The 17078-nt window shown below is 53.4% G+C and carries 14 protein-coding genes and 1 other RNA gene; 8 read left to right on the top strand and 7 right to left on the bottom strand.

Features of this window, described 5'->3' with window-relative positions:
• Positions 1–115: 115 nt before the first annotated feature.
• The 5 genes from ACLQ3M_RS12055 to ACLQ3M_RS12035 are packed head-to-tail and all read right to left on the bottom strand — an operon-like array spanning position 116 to position 5110.
• Positions 116–838 carry a glutamate synthase gene (locus ACLQ3M_RS12055; protein WP_411677930.1) on the bottom strand — a complete coding sequence of 241 codons (723 nt, stop codon included), beginning with the start codon at positions 836–838 and terminating at the stop codon, positions 116–118.
• On the bottom strand, positions 835–2064 hold the full coding sequence (locus tag ACLQ3M_RS12050; protein ID WP_411677929.1) for an NAD(P)/FAD-dependent oxidoreductase: 1230 nt from the start codon (positions 2062–2064) through the stop codon (positions 835–837). Before ACLQ3M_RS12050 ends, ACLQ3M_RS12055 begins: the two co-directional genes overlap by 4 nt.
• 6 nt (positions 2065–2070) lie before the next feature.
• Positions 2071–2502, bottom strand: coding sequence for a 4Fe-4S dicluster domain-containing protein (locus ACLQ3M_RS12045; RefSeq protein WP_411677928.1), 432 nt, complete (start codon positions 2500–2502; stop codon positions 2071–2073).
• Positions 2503–2505: 3 nt separating this feature from the next.
• The gene (locus tag ACLQ3M_RS12040) at positions 2506–4014 is read right to left on the bottom strand and encodes a glutamate synthase-related protein (RefSeq protein WP_411677927.1); all 1509 of its coding nucleotides are present in this window, start codon (positions 4012–4014) and stop codon (positions 2506–2508) included.
• Position 4015: 1 nt separating this feature from the next.
• Positions 4016–5110, bottom strand: coding sequence for a class II glutamine amidotransferase (locus ACLQ3M_RS12035; protein WP_411677926.1), 1095 nt, complete (start codon positions 5108–5110; stop codon positions 4016–4018).
• A 416-nt stretch (positions 5111–5526) separates the two neighbouring features.
• Here ACLQ3M_RS12035 and ACLQ3M_RS12030 point away from each other — a divergent pair, with 416 nt between their 5' ends.
• From ACLQ3M_RS12030 to ACLQ3M_RS12010, 5 genes are all read left to right on the top strand, one after another.
• Positions 5527–7620, top strand: coding sequence for a glutamine synthetase III (locus ACLQ3M_RS12030; protein WP_411677925.1), 2094 nt, complete (start codon positions 5527–5529; stop codon positions 7618–7620).
• A gap of 183 nt (positions 7621–7803) precedes the next feature.
• Positions 7804–9036 carry an Nramp family divalent metal transporter gene (locus ACLQ3M_RS12025; RefSeq protein ID WP_411677924.1) on the top strand — a complete coding sequence of 411 codons (1233 nt, stop codon included), beginning with the start codon at positions 7804–7806 and terminating at the stop codon, positions 9034–9036.
• A gap of 279 nt (positions 9037–9315) precedes the next feature.
• Positions 9316–10146, top strand: coding sequence for an MBL fold metallo-hydrolase (locus ACLQ3M_RS12020; RefSeq protein WP_411677923.1), 831 nt, complete (start codon positions 9316–9318; stop codon positions 10144–10146).
• Between the two features lie 15 nt (positions 10147–10161).
• A complete protein-coding gene (locus tag ACLQ3M_RS12015) occupies positions 10162–11298 on the top strand; it encodes a CdaR family transcriptional regulator (protein ID WP_411677922.1) in 1137 nt (378 codons plus the stop codon).
• 41 nt (positions 11299–11339) lie between these two features.
• Entirely contained in the window at positions 11340–12677 is a 1338-nt protein-coding gene (locus ACLQ3M_RS12010; protein WP_411677921.1) for a GntP family permease, read from the top strand.
• Positions 12678–12841: 164 nt separating this feature from the next.
• Here ACLQ3M_RS12010 and rnpB read toward each other — a convergent pair.
• Positions 12842–13191: RNase P RNA component class A (gene rnpB / locus ACLQ3M_RS12005), an RNA gene on the bottom strand.
• A gap of 38 nt (positions 13192–13229) precedes the next feature.
• The gene (locus ACLQ3M_RS12000) at positions 13230–14663 is read right to left on the bottom strand and encodes a nicotinate phosphoribosyltransferase (RefSeq protein ID WP_411677936.1); all 1434 of its coding nucleotides are present in this window, start codon (positions 14661–14663) and stop codon (positions 13230–13232) included.
• A 560-nt stretch (positions 14664–15223) separates the two neighbouring features.
• Here ACLQ3M_RS12000 and ACLQ3M_RS11995 point away from each other — a divergent pair.
• The 3 genes from ACLQ3M_RS11995 to ACLQ3M_RS11985 all read left to right on the top strand — a co-directional run bounded on the left by ACLQ3M_RS11995 (position 15224) and on the right by ACLQ3M_RS11985 (position 17037).
• Complete coding sequence (locus tag ACLQ3M_RS11995; protein WP_321173055.1) at positions 15224–15481, top strand: XRE family transcriptional regulator; 258 nt, start codon at positions 15224–15226, stop codon at positions 15479–15481.
• Positions 15482–15605: 124 nt separating this feature from the next.
• Entirely contained in the window at positions 15606–16715 is a 1110-nt protein-coding gene (gene ytvI / locus ACLQ3M_RS11990; RefSeq protein ID WP_411677920.1) for a sporulation integral membrane protein YtvI, read from the top strand.
• Positions 16716–16875: 160 nt separating this feature from the next.
• A complete protein-coding gene (locus ACLQ3M_RS11985; RefSeq protein ID WP_411677919.1) occupies positions 16876–17037 on the top strand; it encodes a FeoB-associated Cys-rich membrane protein in 162 nt (53 codons plus the stop codon).
• Positions 17038–17078 lie beyond the last annotated feature (41 nt).

Genomic DNA, 17078 nt, shown 5'->3' with positions numbered 1-17078 from the left:
TCAAAGGATCGAAGCTCTGCTGGACGATTTGTACAAAGCCGTTTAGAAAACATAACTGCAAAGAGCCGGATGTTTCTTTCGAAGCACCCGGCTCTTTCTATCGCAATCAGAATATTTAATTGAACGTATACAGGTTTTTATAAGGGTTATTGGAATTCGGCCGCAGCACGTAGAACGGGCGGTCAAACAGGCTTTGTTTCTCCATGGAGAACGCCGCGCAGAATTCTTCCAGATACCCGTCGATTTCCGCCATATCTTCTTCGGTCGCTTTCGAAGCCGCCACCTGAGGCGGTAAGTCCGCCGGAAGCGCCTCCGCCCGCAGAAACATCTTCCCGCCGTGCATCCCGGTGCCGCACAGGTTTCCGACCGGAGCCTTCTTTTCAGAACCGATTCCCAGCACGATAATGGTTCCGCCCGCCTGGTATTCGCCCAGAAAACTTCCCGTTTCGCCGCCGACCACAATCAGCGGCTGCTGTTCCCGGTATGCCTTCATGTGGATTCCGACGCGGTAGCCCGCGTTGCCGCGCACCAGAATTTTCCCGCCGCGCATCGAGTACCCGGTCGCGTCCCCGCAGGAGCCGTCGACCACGATGGTTCCGCTGTTCATGGTATCCCCGGTCTGGTCCTGCGCGTTGCCGTGCACCCGGATGGTTCCGCCGTTCAGGTAGCACCCCAGAGCGTTGCCGGGAATCCCCTGAATCGTCAGGCTGACCCCGCTCATCCCGGCCGCGATATACCGCTGTCCCATGCAGTTTTCTATCAGAATTTCCTGTCCCGCCGCCCGGATTTCCTCGTTCAGCGCGCGGAAATCCCTGCCGTTTGCATCAATCCGGTTCATTTCGCACCTCCGAGTTTGACCGCCCTGCGCTCCGCCGTAAACGCCATCAGCTGCGGCTTCTGTTTCAAAAGCTCAAAATCGACGGTATCCAGCGGGGTCTGCTCCCGAATCAGCGAAGTGTAAATCCCCGCCCGGGCGATTTCGCCGATCAGAATAAAGCCCTTGAGCAGATGATCCCTTACAATCAGCTTTTTGTAAACGCCGGGTTTCGTTTCGACGATCTCTTCCCCGTCGTAGCTGCCCGCGGTCAGAACATGCAGCCCGAAAAATCCGATGGCGTTCATCGGCACGGCGTTCGCGAACGACTTTTCGCCGCCCGCCATGTTCACTCCCGCCGTTTCGCCCTGAAGATAGGCGTTCGGCAGAATCGCCAGCACGCGCCGCTGTCCGGTCGTAATGTCCCGGCATTCGCAGCAGTCGCCCGCCGCGTAGATTCCCGGCACGCTCGTCGCGGAAGCCTCGTCGATCGCGACGCCGCGCCCGACCTCGCACCCGGCCTCCGCCGCCAGCTCCGTGTTCGGGCGCACGCCGACGGCGACCACCAGCACGTCGAAGTCCACCGTGCCGCCGCTTTTTAAACGCGCGCGGTTTTCCTCAAACTCGGCGACGCTGTCCCCCAGCAGAAACTTGATGCCGTTTTGCTCGATGTGCTTCTTCACCATTTCGGAGCCCGCTTCATCCAGAATGCTCGGCAGAATCCGGTCCGCAAGGTCCACCACCGTGATGGAGCCGACGCGGCCGCGGATCCCCTCCGCGCATTTCAGGCCGATCAGGCCCGCGCCGACGATCAGCACCCGGCTTTGGGGGGTCAAAGCGGATTCCAGCGCTTTCGCGTCGTCCAGCGTCAGGAAGGAAAACCTTTTTCCGACCTTGTCCAGTCCCCGCATCGGCGGAACAAACGGCCGGGAGCCTGTCGCGATCAGAAGCCTGTCGAACGGAATCGATTCTCCGCTGTCAAGCGCAACCGCTTTACGGCCGGAATCAACCCGAACCGCTTCCTTCCCCAGAAAAGTCTTTACTTTCATCTTTTCATAGAAATCGTCCGGGCGGATCCGCATCTTTTCCTCCGTCGTGCTGCCGTACAGCAGGTAGGAAATCAGCGGGCGGGAGTAGGCCGCGTACGGTTCGTCGGAGATCACCGTGATCGGCCCCTGCGGATCCACGGAACGGATTCCCTCAATGCAGCCGACGGCCGCGGTGGAGTTTCCGATAATTACATAATTCAAGTCGATTCACCTCTCTTCAAACACAATGGCGGCATTCGGGCAGCCTTTGACGCAGGCCGGCTCGCCGCAGGCGTTGTCGGTGCACAGCTCGCATTTCTGAATTGCGTGGCCGTCCGGGGCGGGCATCACCGCGCCGTAAGGGCAGACCAGAATGCAGGTGTAGCACCCGACGCACTTGCTCTTGTCGACATGAACCACGCCGTCCGTCTTGGAAATCGCGCCCGCGATGCAGCTTTTCACACAGATCGGGTCGTCGCAGTGGCGGCACGAAACAGCAAAGCTGATCCGGTTGTTTTCCTCAATCTGGATTTTCGGGTGAATCGCAACACCCTTGAGCGCCTTTGCCATATCGGTTTCACCGGTCGCGGCAAACGCACAGTTGTATTCGCACAAATGGCACCCCAGGCACCATTCTTCATTCACATAAACCCGTTTCATCGCTCATTCCCCCGCATGCTTGATTCCAAGAATTTCAAGCTCTTTTTCGTTCAGGCCGACGCCGCGCAGCATCAAACGGTTTCCGCGCATCGCCTCAATCGAGTTAATGCCCATGCCGCCCATCATCTCCATGATCTCATGCTGCCAGGCGGAGACGAGATTTATAAGACGCTTGTAGCCGATGTCCGGATTCAGGCGCTTGACCAGGTCCGGCCGCTGGGTCGCGATCCCCCAGTTGCACTTGCCGATCTGGCAGGTGCGGCACAGGTGGCAGCCCAGCGCGATCAGCGCCGGGGTCGCGATGTAGACCGCGTCCGCGCCGAGCGCAATCGCCTTGACCACATCCGCGGAATTGCGGATGCCGCCCGCGACAATCAGCGAGACGTTGCTGCGGATCTGCTCCTGCCGGAGGCGTTCGTCCACCGCCGCGAGCGCAAGCTCGATCGGAATGCCGACGTTGTCGCGGATTCTGGTCGGCGCCGCGCCGGTGCCGCCGCGGAAGCCGTCGATCGCGATAATATCCGCCCCGCTGCGGGCGATCCCGCTCGCAATCGCCGCCACGTTGTGAACCGCGGCGATTTTAACGATAACCGGCTTTTTGTACTCCGTGGCCTCTTTCAGGGAATAAACCAGCTGGCGCAAATCCTCAATCGAATAAATATCGTGGTGCGGCGCCGGAGAAATCGCGTCGGTCCCCTTCGGGATCATGCGGGTGCGGGAAACCGCGTCCGTGATTTTCGCCCCCGTCAGGTGCCCGCCGATGCCGGGCTTCGCGCCCTGCCCGATTTTGATCTCAATCGCCGCGCCGGCTTCCAGATAGTCGTGATGAACGCCGAACCGGCCGGACGCGACCTGAACGATGGTGTTCGGGCCGTATTTGTAAAAATCCTCGTGGAGCCCGCCTTCGCCCGTATTATAATAGGTTCCCAGCTCCTGGGCCGCCCTCGCGAGGCTTTGGTGCGCGTTGTAGCTGATGGAGCCGTAGCTCATCGCGGAGAACAGAATCGGAACCTCCAGCTTCAGCTGGGGCGGAAGGCTGCCGGTCTTGATGCTTCCGTCCGGATTCCGTTCAATGGCGCCCGGCTTTTTGCCGAGGAATGTGCGGGTCTCCATCGGCTCGCGCAGCGGGTCGATGGACGGGTTCGTCACCTGGGAGGCGTTGATCAGGATTTTATCCCAGTAAATCGGGTACTGCTTCGGGTTGCCCATGGAGGAAAGCAGCATGCCGCCGGTTTCCGCCTGACTGTAAATTTCGCTGATATCGTTCTGCCCCCAGTAGGCGTTCAGACGGAACGTATCCGGATTCTTCACAATTTTCAGCGCGTGCGTCGGGCAGAGCGCGACGCAGCGGTGACAGTTGACGCATTTGCTTTCGTCGCTTTTCATCGTGCCGGAATCCGGGTCGAAGGAGTGCACCTCGTTCGCGCACTGGCGCTCGCACACACGGCAGGCGATGCAGCGCTGCGGGTCGCGGAGAACGTCGTATTCCGGAATATTATAGTTGATCGCCATGTCAGATCCGCACCCCCTCGTTGACTTTAATAATGACCGGCTCGCCGCCGCGCGGCGACCACAGGCGGTCCAGCTCCGGCGCCACCGTGCGGATCGCGCACTCTTCACTGGCTACGTAAACGCGGTCGCCTTTTTCGCCGACCACCATGCTGCGCAGCTTCAGGCGGTCGTTCAGCGCCATCATGCCGCCGGTAAAACCGAGCAGAATGGAGAACGGGCCCGTAATCAGCATGCTGGAATACACGTTTCTTAAATAAGTGAATTTTTTCCGGTCCGCCTCGTTCATCGCGTCGATCTCGCTCCAGAACGGAGCGGCGATGACATCGGCGGTTTCCTCCAAGCTCATGCCCTGCCTGCGGTTCAGATAGTCAATAATATATGTAATGACCTCCGTGTCGGTCAGCAGCGTGCAGCGGTAACCGAACATTTCGATAAACCGTCGGTTCGCGTCATAGGAAGAAATCTCCCCGTTATGAACCACCGTGTAATCCAGCAGGTTAAACGGATGCGCGCCGCCCCACCAGCCCGGCGTGTTCGTCGGGTAGCGCCCGTGCGCCGTCCAGCAGTAGCCCTCGTAATCCTCCAGACGGTAGTACCGGCCCACATCCTCCGGAAAGCCGACCGCCTTGAACACACCCATGTTCTTTCCGCTGCTGAACACATACGCCCCGCGAATCTGCGTGTTGATCTTCACGACAAAGCGGGAGACGAATTCCCTTTCGTCCAGGCCGGTGCTTTGCAGCAGCTTTTCGTACGGAAGGCAGAAATAGCGCCAGATGGCCGGTTCGTCCGTAATCTGCGGCATCTTCCTCGTCGGAATCTTTTCCGCGACCGAAACGTCGAAGCTGGTCTGAAGAACCTGCTCGCACTCCTCTTTCGCGCGCGCGCTGTCATAAAAAACATGGAACGCGTAAAGGTCGCGGTTCTGCGGATAAATTCCGTAAGCGGCAAACCCGCCGCCCAGCCCGTTGGAACGGTCGTGCATCGGTTCAATGGAACGGATGGCCGTTTCACCGCTGAACCGCTCTCCGCTTTTTGAAATCACGCCCGTGATCGCGCACCCGGACGGGATTCTGATTTCCCCTTCATTTTGCATATTCCCATCAGCCTCCCTGCAAGAAAAGAAATTTTCGTTTGCGGACTATATTCCGTCGAAGTAAAATGCTCCGGTTCATCGGAAGGTCGCCTTAACAATGTAAACTAATTTTTAAAAAAACTTTCTTTTGTATGTTTTTACATGATATATTGTTTACCCGATAAAGTCAATAGTTTTACTGATGATTTGAGAAAATGGAGGAATTTGTAATATAAAATTCATAATAGACAGTCTCAAACAGCATATTGGCTTTTTTTCTTTTAATTTCTGCATTTGGCTGCAATTAAATATTGACTTCCCTTCGAAATCGCAATATAATGAAAACATGCAACAAAGGTGTTGTTGGGCTCTTATACCAAGGGGCCGACAGCATCTTTTTTCATTTCATCGTATTTTATATAGGGAGTGAATTTCTGATGAGCAATATTCCAGAATTGTTCGGAAGTATGGTGTTCAACGACACCGTAATGAAGGCTAGGCTTCCCAAATCAGCATACAAGGCCCTCAAGGAAACAAGAGAGCAGGGTAAAACGCTGGACCCCAAAGTAGCCGACGTGGTTGCAAACGCCATGAAGGAATGGGCTTTGGAAAAGGGAGCAACCCACTTTACCCACTGGTTCCAGCCGATGACCGGCATCACGGCGGAAAAACACGACAGCTTCATTTCCCCCATCGACGGAGAAAAGGTGATCATGGAATTTTCCGGCAAAGAGCTCATCAAGGGCGAACCGGACGCTTCCAGCTTTCCCTCCGGCGGGCTGAGGGCTACTTTTGAGGCAAGAGGCTACACCGCATGGGACCCGACCAGCGACGCTTTTGTAAAGGAAAATTCCCTGTGCATCCCTACCGCGTTCTATTCCTACGGCGGAGAGGCTCTGGACAAGAAGACCCCGCTGCTGCGTTCGATGGACGCCGTCAACAAGCAGGCTCTGCGCATTCTTCGCCTGTTCGGCAACACCGAAGCGGTTCGCGTTACGACCACAGTCGGGCCGGAACAGGAATACTTCCTCATCGACAAGGCTCTCTATGAAAAGAGAAAAGATCTGATTTACACCGGCCGCACGCTGCTCGGCGCAAAACCGCCGAAGGGCCAGGAACTGGACGATCATTATTTCGGAGCGCTCAAGCCCCGCGTCGCCTCTTTCATGGCGGACCTGAACGAAGAGCTGTGGAAGCTGGGGATCCTGGCCAAGACCGAGCATAACGAGGTTGCCCCGTCTCAGCACGAGCTCGCGCCGATTTTCACTTCCAGCAACGTCGCAACCGACCATAACCAGCTTGTCATGGAAGTGATGAAAAAAGTCGCGATCAAACACGGACTGACCTGCCTTCTGCATGAAAAGCCCTTTGCGGGCATTAACGGCAACGGCAAGCATAACAACTGGAGCATGTCGACCGACAAGGGCGAAAACCTTTTGGAGCCGGGCGAAACCCCGAGTGAAAACGCACAGTTCCTGCTCTTCCTCGCAGCCGTCATCAAAGCGGTCGACGAGCATCAGGATCTTCTCCGCATCAGCGTGGCCAGCGCGGCAAACGACCACCGCCTCGGCGCGAACGAGGCGCCTCCGGCCATTGTTTCCATGTTTGTCGGCGAAGACCTGAAGGAAATTCTGGACGCGATTGAAGCCGGCAAGCCCTGCGTGAAAAAGGACCGCGTCTTCATGGAAATCGGCACCGACGTTCTGCCGAAAACCCCGAAGGATACAACCGACCGCAACCGCACCTCTCCGTTTGCGTTCACCGGCAACAAATTTGAGTTCCGCATGGCCGGCTCTTCCGATTCCATCGCCTGCCCGAACATGATTCTGAACACCATTATTTCCGATACCCTGTGTGAGTTTGCCAACCAGCTGGAAAAGGCGGATGACTTCAAGGGCACGCTGAACGCTCTGATTCAGAAAACAATCAAAGAGCACAAACGCATCATCTTCAACGGCAACAACTACGCGCCGGAATGGGTCGATGAGGCCGCGAAACGCGGACTGCTGAACCTCCACTCCACCGTTGAGGCGCTGCCTTACTATATTAAGCCTGAAAACATCGCGCTGTTTGAAAAGCACGGCGTTCTGACCAAGACGGAAGTAGTCTCCCGTTATGAAATCCAGCTGGAAAACTACTATAAGCAGGTCGGCATCGAAGCACTCGCCATGGTCGACATGATTCGCAAGGATCTGCTCCCCGCGGCCGCTTCCTATATGAAAGACCTGAGCGAGACGGCCAACGGCAAAAAGCAGCTTTGCCCGGATCTGTGCTGCGGTTACGAAGAAGCTCTGCTGAAAAAGCTGTCGGCGCTTTCTTCCGAGCTGTATGAGAAGGTTGAGGCTCTGGACGCCGCCGTCAATACGGATCGGGAATTCAAGGATACGCTGGAACAGGCGCAGTATTTCCGCAATACCGTGTTCGCAAAAATGGCGGAAACCCGCACCGCCGCCGACAAGCTGGAGCCGCTGCTCGGTTCCGCCTATCTGCCGTACCCGACCTACGGCGAACTGCTGTTCAGCGTGGTTTAATCAAACTGAAAAATACATTGAAATATCAACGTTAAATACAAAGGCGTGTTTTCCACCTGAAGCGGGGGATTGCACGCTTTTGTACCCCTCGTTTACAGGCGGAAAGCGCGGTCCCGAGTGCCGCTCTGCCAAAATAACGAACAAAATACTAGCGGATCTCCGTTATCTAAGGCAGGGTAATCTATGGAAAAACTGAAGTACCGCATCAAAAATATCGGCCCGGGGGCTCTGGTCGCCGCGGCTTTCATCGGCCCCGGAACGGTCACAACCTGCATCAAAGCGGGAGCCGGGTACGGCTACACACTCCTCTGGGCTCTGCTCTTCTCCACCATCGCGACGATGATCCTTCAGGAAATGTCGGCGCGGCTGGGAATCATCTCCCAAAAAGGGCTGGGCGAAAACATCCGTGAAAAGGTTCTTTCTCCCGTTTTGAAATCGATCACAGTGGTGATCATCATTCTTGCCGTGTTTGTCGGCAATATTGCCTATGAAACCGGCAATCTGGTCGGCGGCGCGCTTGGAATCAACACGGTCGTGCCGTCTGTTCCCGTTACCGTGTGGGCGCCGATTCTCGCGGCGCTGGCGTTTCTTCTGCTCTGGTCCGGCAGCTACAATAGAATTGAAAAGGTATTGATCGCTCTGGTCCTGATCATGAGCGTCGTTTTCCTTGTCACGGCGCTGATGTCCCGTCCTGACTGGGGCGCGGTTCTGAAAGGGCTCTTCGTGCCCGCTACGGGCAAAACCGGCTGGATGACCGTAATCGGCCTGATCGGAACGACTGTCGTACCGTACAATTTATTTTTGCACGCCTCCTCCGCTTCCGAGCGATGGAAAAATGTTGAGGACTTGAAAAGCGCCCGGATCGACACCGTTGTCTCCATTGGGCTGGGCGGTCTCATCTCCATGGCGATTGTCGTTGCCGCTTCCGCTAATCTTTACGGAACCGGCAATCAGGTTGCGAACGGCGCGGATATGGCCAAGGCTTTTCATCCGATTCTGGGCAGCTGGTCCGGGCTGTGCCTGGGCATCGGCCTTTTCGCCTCAGGATTTACCTCGGCGATCACGGCGCCGCTCGCGGCGGCCTTTGCTACCTCCGGCGTTCTCGGTTTTGGAAAAAACATGAAGGACCTGAAATTTAAAGGCCTTTGGATTGTTGTTCTGGCGTTCGGCATGGTTCTTTCCGCATTGGGGAAATCGAGCCCGACCCAGATCATTCTGCTCGCGCAGGCGGCGAACGCGATCATTCTTCCCGTCGTCGCTCTGTTCCTGATGTACTGCATGAATCACCGCGGGCTGGGCCGTTACAAAAACGGAGCGCTGCAAAACATTCTGGGTTCGGTTGTGATTGTCGTCACGCTGTTGATCTGCATTCGTAATCTGACCAGTTTCTTCAGTTCTCTTTTCGCGCTTGTATAATCAGTTTTATTCAATTACAAGATTCTTACCATATCTTCCTATATAAGGGGAACGGCCCGCTGTGAAAGGCGGGCCGTTCCCCTTATCAGTCTGATAAACGCCGGGTCCAGCATCTGCAAAATTTTCCTAGAACAAGATTATCCGCCTTGCACAGCCAACAATTTGGTACCGGTAACAATGAAATAGCGAATCAAACTCAGTATAATAATTACTATAAAGTTGTTGTAAAAAGTCGAAATAATATGCAGCTTATCTGAAAGGCTCGAACGGGGGTTGTAAATGATCAACATTATCACACTGATGGACGATGCAAATGACGAAAACAAATCGCTGAAAAACGAGCACGGGCTTTCCATGTGGGTTGAAACCGATACTCAAAGCTTTTTGTTCGATTGCGGAGCGGGTACGGCGACCCTGCATAACGCACATAAGCTGGGAATCGATTTGGCGGCGGCGGATTTTACAGTCTGCACCCACAACCATTATGATCATGCCGCCGGATATCGCGATCTCGCGGAAAAAGGACTCGGCGGGCGAATTCTTTATACCGGCCCCGGATTTTTGGAAAAGAAATATGCGTTTGACGGAAAAAAATATGTAGACCTTTCTTCCGGCATTGGCCTGCGGTTTCTGGAACATTACCGGATTGAACACCGCGTCTGTACGGACGTTCTCCCTCTGTCGGATCATTGCTGGCTCATCGGTAATTTCAATCGCGCCAACAGTCTTGAGACGATTCCCAAACGATTTGTGAAAGGAACGCTCCCACAAGTTCGCGCCGACGATTTTTCGGATGAAATTTGTCTGGCCGCGGAATCACGAAATGGTCTGGTTCTTCTTGTGGGCTGCTCACACCCCGGCATATTGAATATGGTGGAAACAATACACACAAGATTGAAAAAACCCATCTACGCTCTGTTCGGAGGAACCCATCTGGTGGAAGCTGACCCACAGCGGATCCAGAGCACGCTTTTGGCCCTGAGCGGCATGGGAATATCCATTCTGGGATTTAGCCACTGCTCCGGGTCGAAAGCAGAACAAATGCTTGAGGAAAACACACAATTCAGCGGCTGCCACATGTCTGTGGGAAGCTGCGTGGCATTTGAATAAGTCGGAGAAACAACTATGCGTTTTGAAGAAATGGCACAAGAACTTGTTGAAGCTACCTCGCGTCTTGTCGGTGGACGGATTATTAACATTATGAACACGAAAGGCGTCATCATCTCTTCTACTGAAAGGGATCGTATTGGAACCATTCACGCCGGTGCCTGCGAAGTGATTCGATCCGGGCGTGCAGTTGCCATTGAAAAGAACGCGATCAACCAATATCCGGGTGCTCGGGAAGGCTACAATATGCCGGTTTACAGCGGCGGAAATCTGATCGCCGTAGTCGGAATCTTCGGGAATCCGGATGAAGTGCGGGAAACCGCCAATCTGCTGGCTGTATATACCGCAAAATGTATCGAGCTCAACGCCGTTGCGCTGCAGCAGCAGGTAACGTCTGAGATGCGGACCCGATACCTCCATTTACTGTTGGCCCTGTCCCCCAGCGACGATGAGATGCTTGCTTCTCTCGGCAGCGCGCTCTGCATACAACAGAAATTTCCGATCCGGGTGATGCTGATCCGCATCAACACCGGTCAGGACGCCCTGCATGAACAGCAAAAAATGAACCGCCTTGCGGAAAGCCTGCTTTACCACCAGTTGATTAACAGCCAATGTGATGTTTGGGGCACCGTAAACAACAGACTGGTAATTGTAAAAAGCGGAATGACAAAAAGCGAGGATAAATACACCGCGCGGATGAATCAATGCCTAGAGGACTGCATGAAAGAAGCTTTTCATCTCTGCATTGGGGGTCTTTGCTTCAACTCCAAAGATATAAAGCGGTCTTATGAAGAGACTTCCGCTTTATGTTCCTGCACCAAAGAATCCATGGTCAGCGACATTACAAAAACAGACTGTAAGTTCCGGTATCTGATGCAAAACACCTACGCGAGAGAAAAACATGACATCGATGAAATGTACGAGACTTTAAAAGCGAAATTCAGCGGCAGTGAGCTGAACAGTCTTATGGAAACAGCCGCCTGCTACTATCAAAAAAAATGCAGTGTAAATCTGGCAGCTGACGAATTGCACATCCATAAAAACACATTGCAGTACCGGCTGCACAAACTGTGGGATGCTCTGGATCTAAACGACAGCGATCCTTTTATGAAAGAATATTTTATGCGTCTGTGTTTCATGCGGCATGAGGGGTAACGAGGCAAATTTTGCCTTAAAATAAAACTGGAGGAGTTATTATGTCTTCATTTTTCCTATTCAGCGTAATCATATTAGCTGTCGCAGCCATGGTTATCGCGATTTCCAAGTTCAATCTGCACCCTTTTATTGTGCTGGTTGTCATCTCCATTCTGGTTGGTCTCGTCTGTGGAATCGAGCCGGTGAAGGTCATCAACACAATAAAGAGCGGGTTCGGTTCCATTCTGTCCAACATTGGAATCGTCATTCTCTGCGGAACAATTATTGGCACCATTCTTGAAAAAACCGGAGCGGCGCTCACCATGGCCAACAGCATCCTGAAAATCGTCGGCAAAAAAAGAAGTGTGCTCACAATCGGCGCCATGGGGTATGTGACCGGAATCCCCGTATTCTGCGACTCGGGCTTTGTTGTTCTCTCCCCCATCAGCAGGGCGCTTGCGGAGCAAAGCAACACCTCTCTGGCTGTCATGGCAACGGCACTTTCCGGCGGGCTGTATGCCACTCACTGCTTGGTGCCGCCAACCCCGGGCCCCATCGCCATGTGCGGCACATTAAACGCGGACCTTGGCCTCACAATTATGATTGGCTTATTGGTATCGATACCGGCTGTCGCGGTATCAATTCTGTATGCAAAAAAGGTTTCAAGCAAAATCAATATTCCTGCTAATTCAGAGTGTTCCCTCGAGGAGCTGAAAGAAAAATACGGTCGGCTCCCCGGCGCCCTGCACAGTTTTTCGCCGATCCTGCTGCCAATCGTTCTGATCGGGTTTTCTTCCATTGCCGCTTTCCCATCGCTGCCATTTGGCAAAGGAACCATTTATAATGTTCTGACTTTTGTGGGAAATCCCGTGGTCGCTTTGATCCTGGGCGTATTTCTGGCCATGACTCTCATTCCCAAATCCGAAAAGGAAAATTCCCTGAAATGGGTAAGCAAGGGCGTGACCGATTCCGCCTCCATCATTGCCATCACCGGCGCGGGCGGTTCCTTCGGGGCAATTCTTCAGCTTCTTCCCATCTCAAAATCAACTACGGGTTTGCTTGCTTCCGGGCTGGGCGTTGTCATCCCATTCGTTATCGCTATGATACTCAAGCTCGCCATGGGCGCCTCGACCGTCGCCATGATTACAACCTCCAGCATGATGGCTCCTTTGCTGAGCAATATGGGCTTCACCAGCCCAATCGGCAAGGTCCTTGTCGTTTTGGCAATCGGCGCCGGCTCCATGGTTGCCTCTCACGCCAATGATTCTTATTTTTGGGTTGTATCTCAGTTCTCCGATATGAAAACGGATGAAGCTTACAGATGCCAGACTGGCATGACGGCTGTCATGGGCATTTCCGTTATCATCATTCTGTTTATCATCTCACTCTTTATTCATTGAAAAACGTAAGGTAGCAAGAGTACATAAGCAGCCAAGCGGGCCTGCCGTCGTCTTCCGCCGACGGCAGGCCCCGCAATTCTCTCACCGACGTAAAATCATCGTTGTTTTGACTGGGTCCTCACACGCAAAAAAACAGCGCGCTGAAATCAGCGCGCTGTTTTTTGCATGCGACCAGGTCTGTAAGCCGAGTTCTGTCTTAAGCAGCCATCTATCTTGGCCGGGTGTTGCCACCGCGGCTCAGTGCCACCTTCTCGGGACGCGCCGGGCAGGCGCATGATGTCCCTCTGCGGTGTTGCTCCGAATAGGGTTTGCAGAGCCGCGCGGTCTCCCGCGCGCTGGTGGGCTCTTACCCCGCCTTTCCACCCTTACCGCGAAAAAACGCGGCGGTATCTCTCTGTTGCACTTTCCCTGGGGTCGCCCCCGGCGGCCGTTAGCCGTTATTCCGCCCTGTGGAGCTCGGACTTTCCTCGCGCGCGCGCTTTCGCGCTGCGCCCGCGGCTGCCCGGCCTGCTCGCATAGTATTCTGTATTCTAAACGATTTCGGACAAAATGTCAAGCGTTCGGGCCAAAGGAATATTCGGAAATCAGCCGGCTCTTCACGTCCCACAGCTTCTGGGACAGGTCGACATAATACTTGTGCGGATTTTCAAACCGCTTGACTTCGTCCCAGAGCGTGTCCACCTGCCCGCGGCAAAACGCCTGCAGTTTTTTCAGGGACTGCTTCTGCGTCAGGCAGCGCCCGTTTTTGAACAGCTGAACGCGGATGTCTTCCGCGCGGAAATTCGTGAGCGTCTTGCGCTTCCACACAAAATTCGGATCAAAAATTTCATAGGGCCGCGTGTCGTCAATCACTTCGTCGGAAAGGGTGATCACGTCCGCGAGCGCCTTACCGCTTGATCGGTCGTAAAGCCTCCAGAGTCTTTTAAACCCGGGCGTAGTGATTTTCGACACATTTTCGCTGATTTTAATTTTGGGCGTGATCGCACCGTCTTTTCCCTCCACCCCGCTGAGCTTGTAAACACCGCCGAACACCGGATGGCTTGAGGAAGTAATCATCCGTTCTCCTACGCCGAAGCTGTCCACCTTTGCCCCCTGCATCAGCATATCGCGGATGATATATTCATCCAGTGAGTTGGAAGCACAGATTTTACAATCGGGGAAGCCCGCGTCATCCAGCATTTTTCTGGCTTTCTTGGAAAGATAGGTGATGTCGCCGCTGTCGATGCGGATTCCCCCGGGCCGGAACCCGCGCGGCAGGATTTCTTCGCGGAACACCTGAATTGCATGCGGAACGCCGGACTTTAAAACATTATAAGTGTCGACCAGCAGCGTACAGTTCCGGGGGTATTCCCGCGCATAAGCGCGGAAAGATTCCAGCTCGGAATCAAAGAGCTGAATCCAGCTGTGCGCCATGGTGCCCAGCGCCGGAACCCCGTATTCACGGTCGCAGATCGTACAGGCCGTGCCGCAGCAGCCGCCGATATACGCGGCCCGCGCCCCCAGAATGGCCCCGTCGGTGCCCTGGGCGCGCCGGGAACCGAACTCCATGACCGGCCTGCCCTGTGCGGCGCGGCAGATTCGGTTTGCCTTTGTCGCGATCAGGCTCTGGTGGTTCACCGTCAGCAAAATCATTGTCTCAATAAACTGGGCCTGTATCGCCGGGCCGCGCACGGTGAGGATCGGCTCCCCCGGAAAAATCGGCATTCCTTCCGGCACCGACCAGACGTCGCAGCAAAAACGGAAATCCCGCAGATACCCGATAAACTCTTCGCTGAAAATATTGCAGCCGCGGAGATATTCGAGATCCTCCGGCGTAAATTTCAGGTTTTCCAGGTAATCCACAAGCTGTTGAACGCCCGCCATGATCGCATAGCCGCCGTTGTCCGGAATTTCGCGGAAAAACATGTCAAAATAAACCACGGTGTCCCGGTAGCCGTTTGTGAAATAGCCATTCGCCATGGTTATTTCATAAAAATCGGTCAACATGGTCAAATTTGTCTTTATTTCGCTGTTATTTTCCAAGAAAAACATCCCCTGTAATTAAGATTCAAAAATTACTGTGACTTCCAATCCTCAAGCCGACATATTATAGACTGACACGAAATTATTTGTTGATGCATAAATGCAGCGTGTCACTCAGGCAGCACCGAAAGATGAATTCAGGCAGTTTCGGCCGCTGTTAAAAAATAATACCCGCAGCACCGACCCCCGCGCCGCCATTACAAGCGGCGGTTTAATAAAAATTCCCATTTGTAAAAATGTGATTCAGAGTTCCCAAAAAAGAATAATTTTATTTTGTCGTGATAAAATAATAAATGTATGTTGACATCTTTGTCAAAAATATAAACTTTTTCTAAATAATACTGCGAAGTACGTGAAAATAATCCATTTTTTTATTGCAATAATCACAAAAAGCTATTATACTAATTTCTGTCGGTATCAAGGGTAGATTCGGTCCCGGAAAATCAGCTGTATTGCCGAATCCTGCCGGCAAGCACAGTCTTGTGAAAAAGAAGTGTATGCGAAACCAAATTTGCTACGAGGAGATGAATGAATTGAGATTGCGCAAACAAGCACTCGGAACCCGCAACTTGGTGGGAGCTCGTGTCGAAATGGCACGTAAGAATCAAGGCATGAAGCAAAAAGAGCTTTTAGCTCAGCTCCAAGTGAACGGAGTCGACATGAACGCTTCCGGCCTGTCCAAACTTGAAGGGCAGATCCGCTACGTAACGGATTTTGAACTTTCAGCACTTGCCAACATCCTCAACGTTTCAGTGGATTGGCTTTTGGGCAGAGAGAAATAAGTTCCGATGAAGGAGTGTTCCGCTATTCTTGAGCGGAACACTCTTTTTTTTCTTTCTTTTTCTTCCCATACACGTTATAATGAATCATACTCTTTTCCACGAAAATTGACAAGGGGGTTTTTCATTGTTCGACAAGCGCCAGTTCATCCGCATTTTGCCTCTTCTCGTGTTTTTTGTCTGTTATTCCGCCGGATTTGTCCTGTTTGCCGAAACTTTAAAATATACTTTTCCGTTCCTTGCAGGGTTTCTTCTGGCTTTACTCGCTCAGCCGCTGATTGAGTGGCTCCGCGACCGGCTGCATTTCCACCCGGCCGCAGCCGCCGCAGTGGCGACTCTGCTGGTCTACGCCGTGCTGTTCGGCCTGCTGTTCCTGATCGGGCTGTTCCTGATCCGGGAAATCAGCAACCTGATCGCCTACATTTCCAGTTTGTCCCCGTCCGACATGGGTATTCTGACGCTTCCGTTTGACAACCTCATGAAACAGGTCGGCGATTATATCAATCATATCGACGCCGGATTTATTCAGCAGAATCAGGAAAAAATGCTGAACCTGGCTCAGACGGGGCTGTCGCTTGCAACCAAAGCCCTCAGCACCACACTCGGATTTCTGACTTCCCTCCCGGCAATTTTCACCATGTTCATCGTGATGATTTTCTCCACCTATTTCTTTTCGAAAGACATGAGGAAGATTAAGGATTGTCTGCTGGGCCTTTTCACCGCCGGAGGCGCGGACGACCTGCGCAGCTACTCCCGCAACGGCCGCAGCCTGAGCGGAAAATATATCGGTTCCTACCTGTTGATTTATTTTATCACATTTTTAGAAACCCTGATTGTCTTTATCGCGCTCGGCGTCCCCTACCCGCTGGTCGTAAGCATTGTAACCGGCGTCGCGGACATTCTTCCCGTGCTGGGTCCCGGCACGATTTATATTCCCCTCGCCCTTATCTATCTCTGCACCGGGAACATCTTTACCGCCGGAATGCTTCTCGTCTGCTGGATGATTATTACCGCAATCCGCCAGATTATTGAGCCGAAAATCGTTTCCTCCTCCATTAATATTCATCCGCTTTCGATGCTTGCCGCCATTTACTTTGCCCTGATCGCTAAAAATTTTTGGATTCTGATTTATATTCCGCTTCTGATGATCCTTTATACGATGCTGACAAAATCCGGAAAGCTTCCGACCCTGTTTGAACGCGGCGGCCCCTCAGCCGGTAACAGCAAAACGCTTTAACGGGAAACGGCTCGGCGCGCCGCTTCCTCAAAAATCCGGAAAGCCCCCGCGCCGAAGTTGACAGTCCTGCAAAAAGGTGCTAGACTGGATAGACAAGGTAAGCATAAACTAACCGAAATTTTTCCATTCATAAAAACACATTTCCCCGGGAGGTGACGGAATGGCGGCATGGATTCTGATCAGCCTGATTATTGCCGCGCTGGCGTTTTTGGGATTCCATTCGGTGGATTCCCTCGGGCACGGAGGCTGCGGCGGGGACTGCGGCAGCTGCGGAAGCTGCGGCGGTTTTGAAGAGCCCGCCGATATTAACCGCAAGGCATAAAAGCACATTGAAAAGGGCCTGCCGGAATCAACCAGCGGGCC

This window comes from Caproicibacter sp. (assembly GCF_046707225.1).
In the GTDB taxonomy this organism is placed as follows: Bacteria; Bacillota; Clostridia; order Oscillospirales; family Acutalibacteraceae; genus Caproicibacter.
This window is presented reverse-complemented; position numbering and strand designations above follow the sequence as displayed.

Excerpts from the sequence above, each read along its gene's own strand:
- ACLQ3M_RS12055 (WP_411677930.1), bottom strand. The coding sequence starts at position 838 with ATGAACCGGATTGATGCAAACGGCAGGGATTTCCGCGCGCTGAACGAG.
- ACLQ3M_RS12045 (WP_411677928.1), bottom strand. The coding sequence starts at position 2,502 with ATGAAACGGGTTTATGTGAATGAAGAATGGTGCCTGGGGTGCCATTTG.
- ACLQ3M_RS12040 (WP_411677927.1), bottom strand. The coding sequence starts at position 4,014 with ATGGCGATCAACTATAATATTCCGGAATACGACGTTCTCCGCGACCCG.
- ACLQ3M_RS12035 (WP_411677926.1), bottom strand. The coding sequence starts at position 5,110 with ATGCAAAATGAAGGGGAAATCAGAATCCCGTCCGGGTGCGCGATCACG.
- ACLQ3M_RS12030 (WP_411677925.1), top strand. The coding sequence starts at position 5,527 with ATGAGCAATATTCCAGAATTGTTCGGAAGTATGGTGTTCAACGACACC.
- ACLQ3M_RS12025 (WP_411677924.1), top strand. The coding sequence starts at position 7,804 with ATGGAAAAACTGAAGTACCGCATCAAAAATATCGGCCCGGGGGCTCTG.
- ACLQ3M_RS12020 (WP_411677923.1), top strand. The coding sequence starts at position 9,316 with ATGATCAACATTATCACACTGATGGACGATGCAAATGACGAAAACAAA.
- ACLQ3M_RS12015 (WP_411677922.1), top strand. The coding sequence starts at position 10,162 with ATGCGTTTTGAAGAAATGGCACAAGAACTTGTTGAAGCTACCTCGCGT.
- ACLQ3M_RS12010 (WP_411677921.1), top strand. The coding sequence starts at position 11,340 with ATGTCTTCATTTTTCCTATTCAGCGTAATCATATTAGCTGTCGCAGCC.
- ACLQ3M_RS12000 (WP_411677936.1), bottom strand. The coding sequence starts at position 14,663 with ATGTTGACCGATTTTTATGAAATAACCATGGCGAATGGCTATTTCACA.
- ACLQ3M_RS11995 (WP_321173055.1), top strand. The coding sequence starts at position 15,224 with ATGAATGAATTGAGATTGCGCAAACAAGCACTCGGAACCCGCAACTTG.
- ACLQ3M_RS11985 (WP_411677919.1), top strand. The coding sequence starts at position 16,876 with ATGGCGGCATGGATTCTGATCAGCCTGATTATTGCCGCGCTGGCGTTT.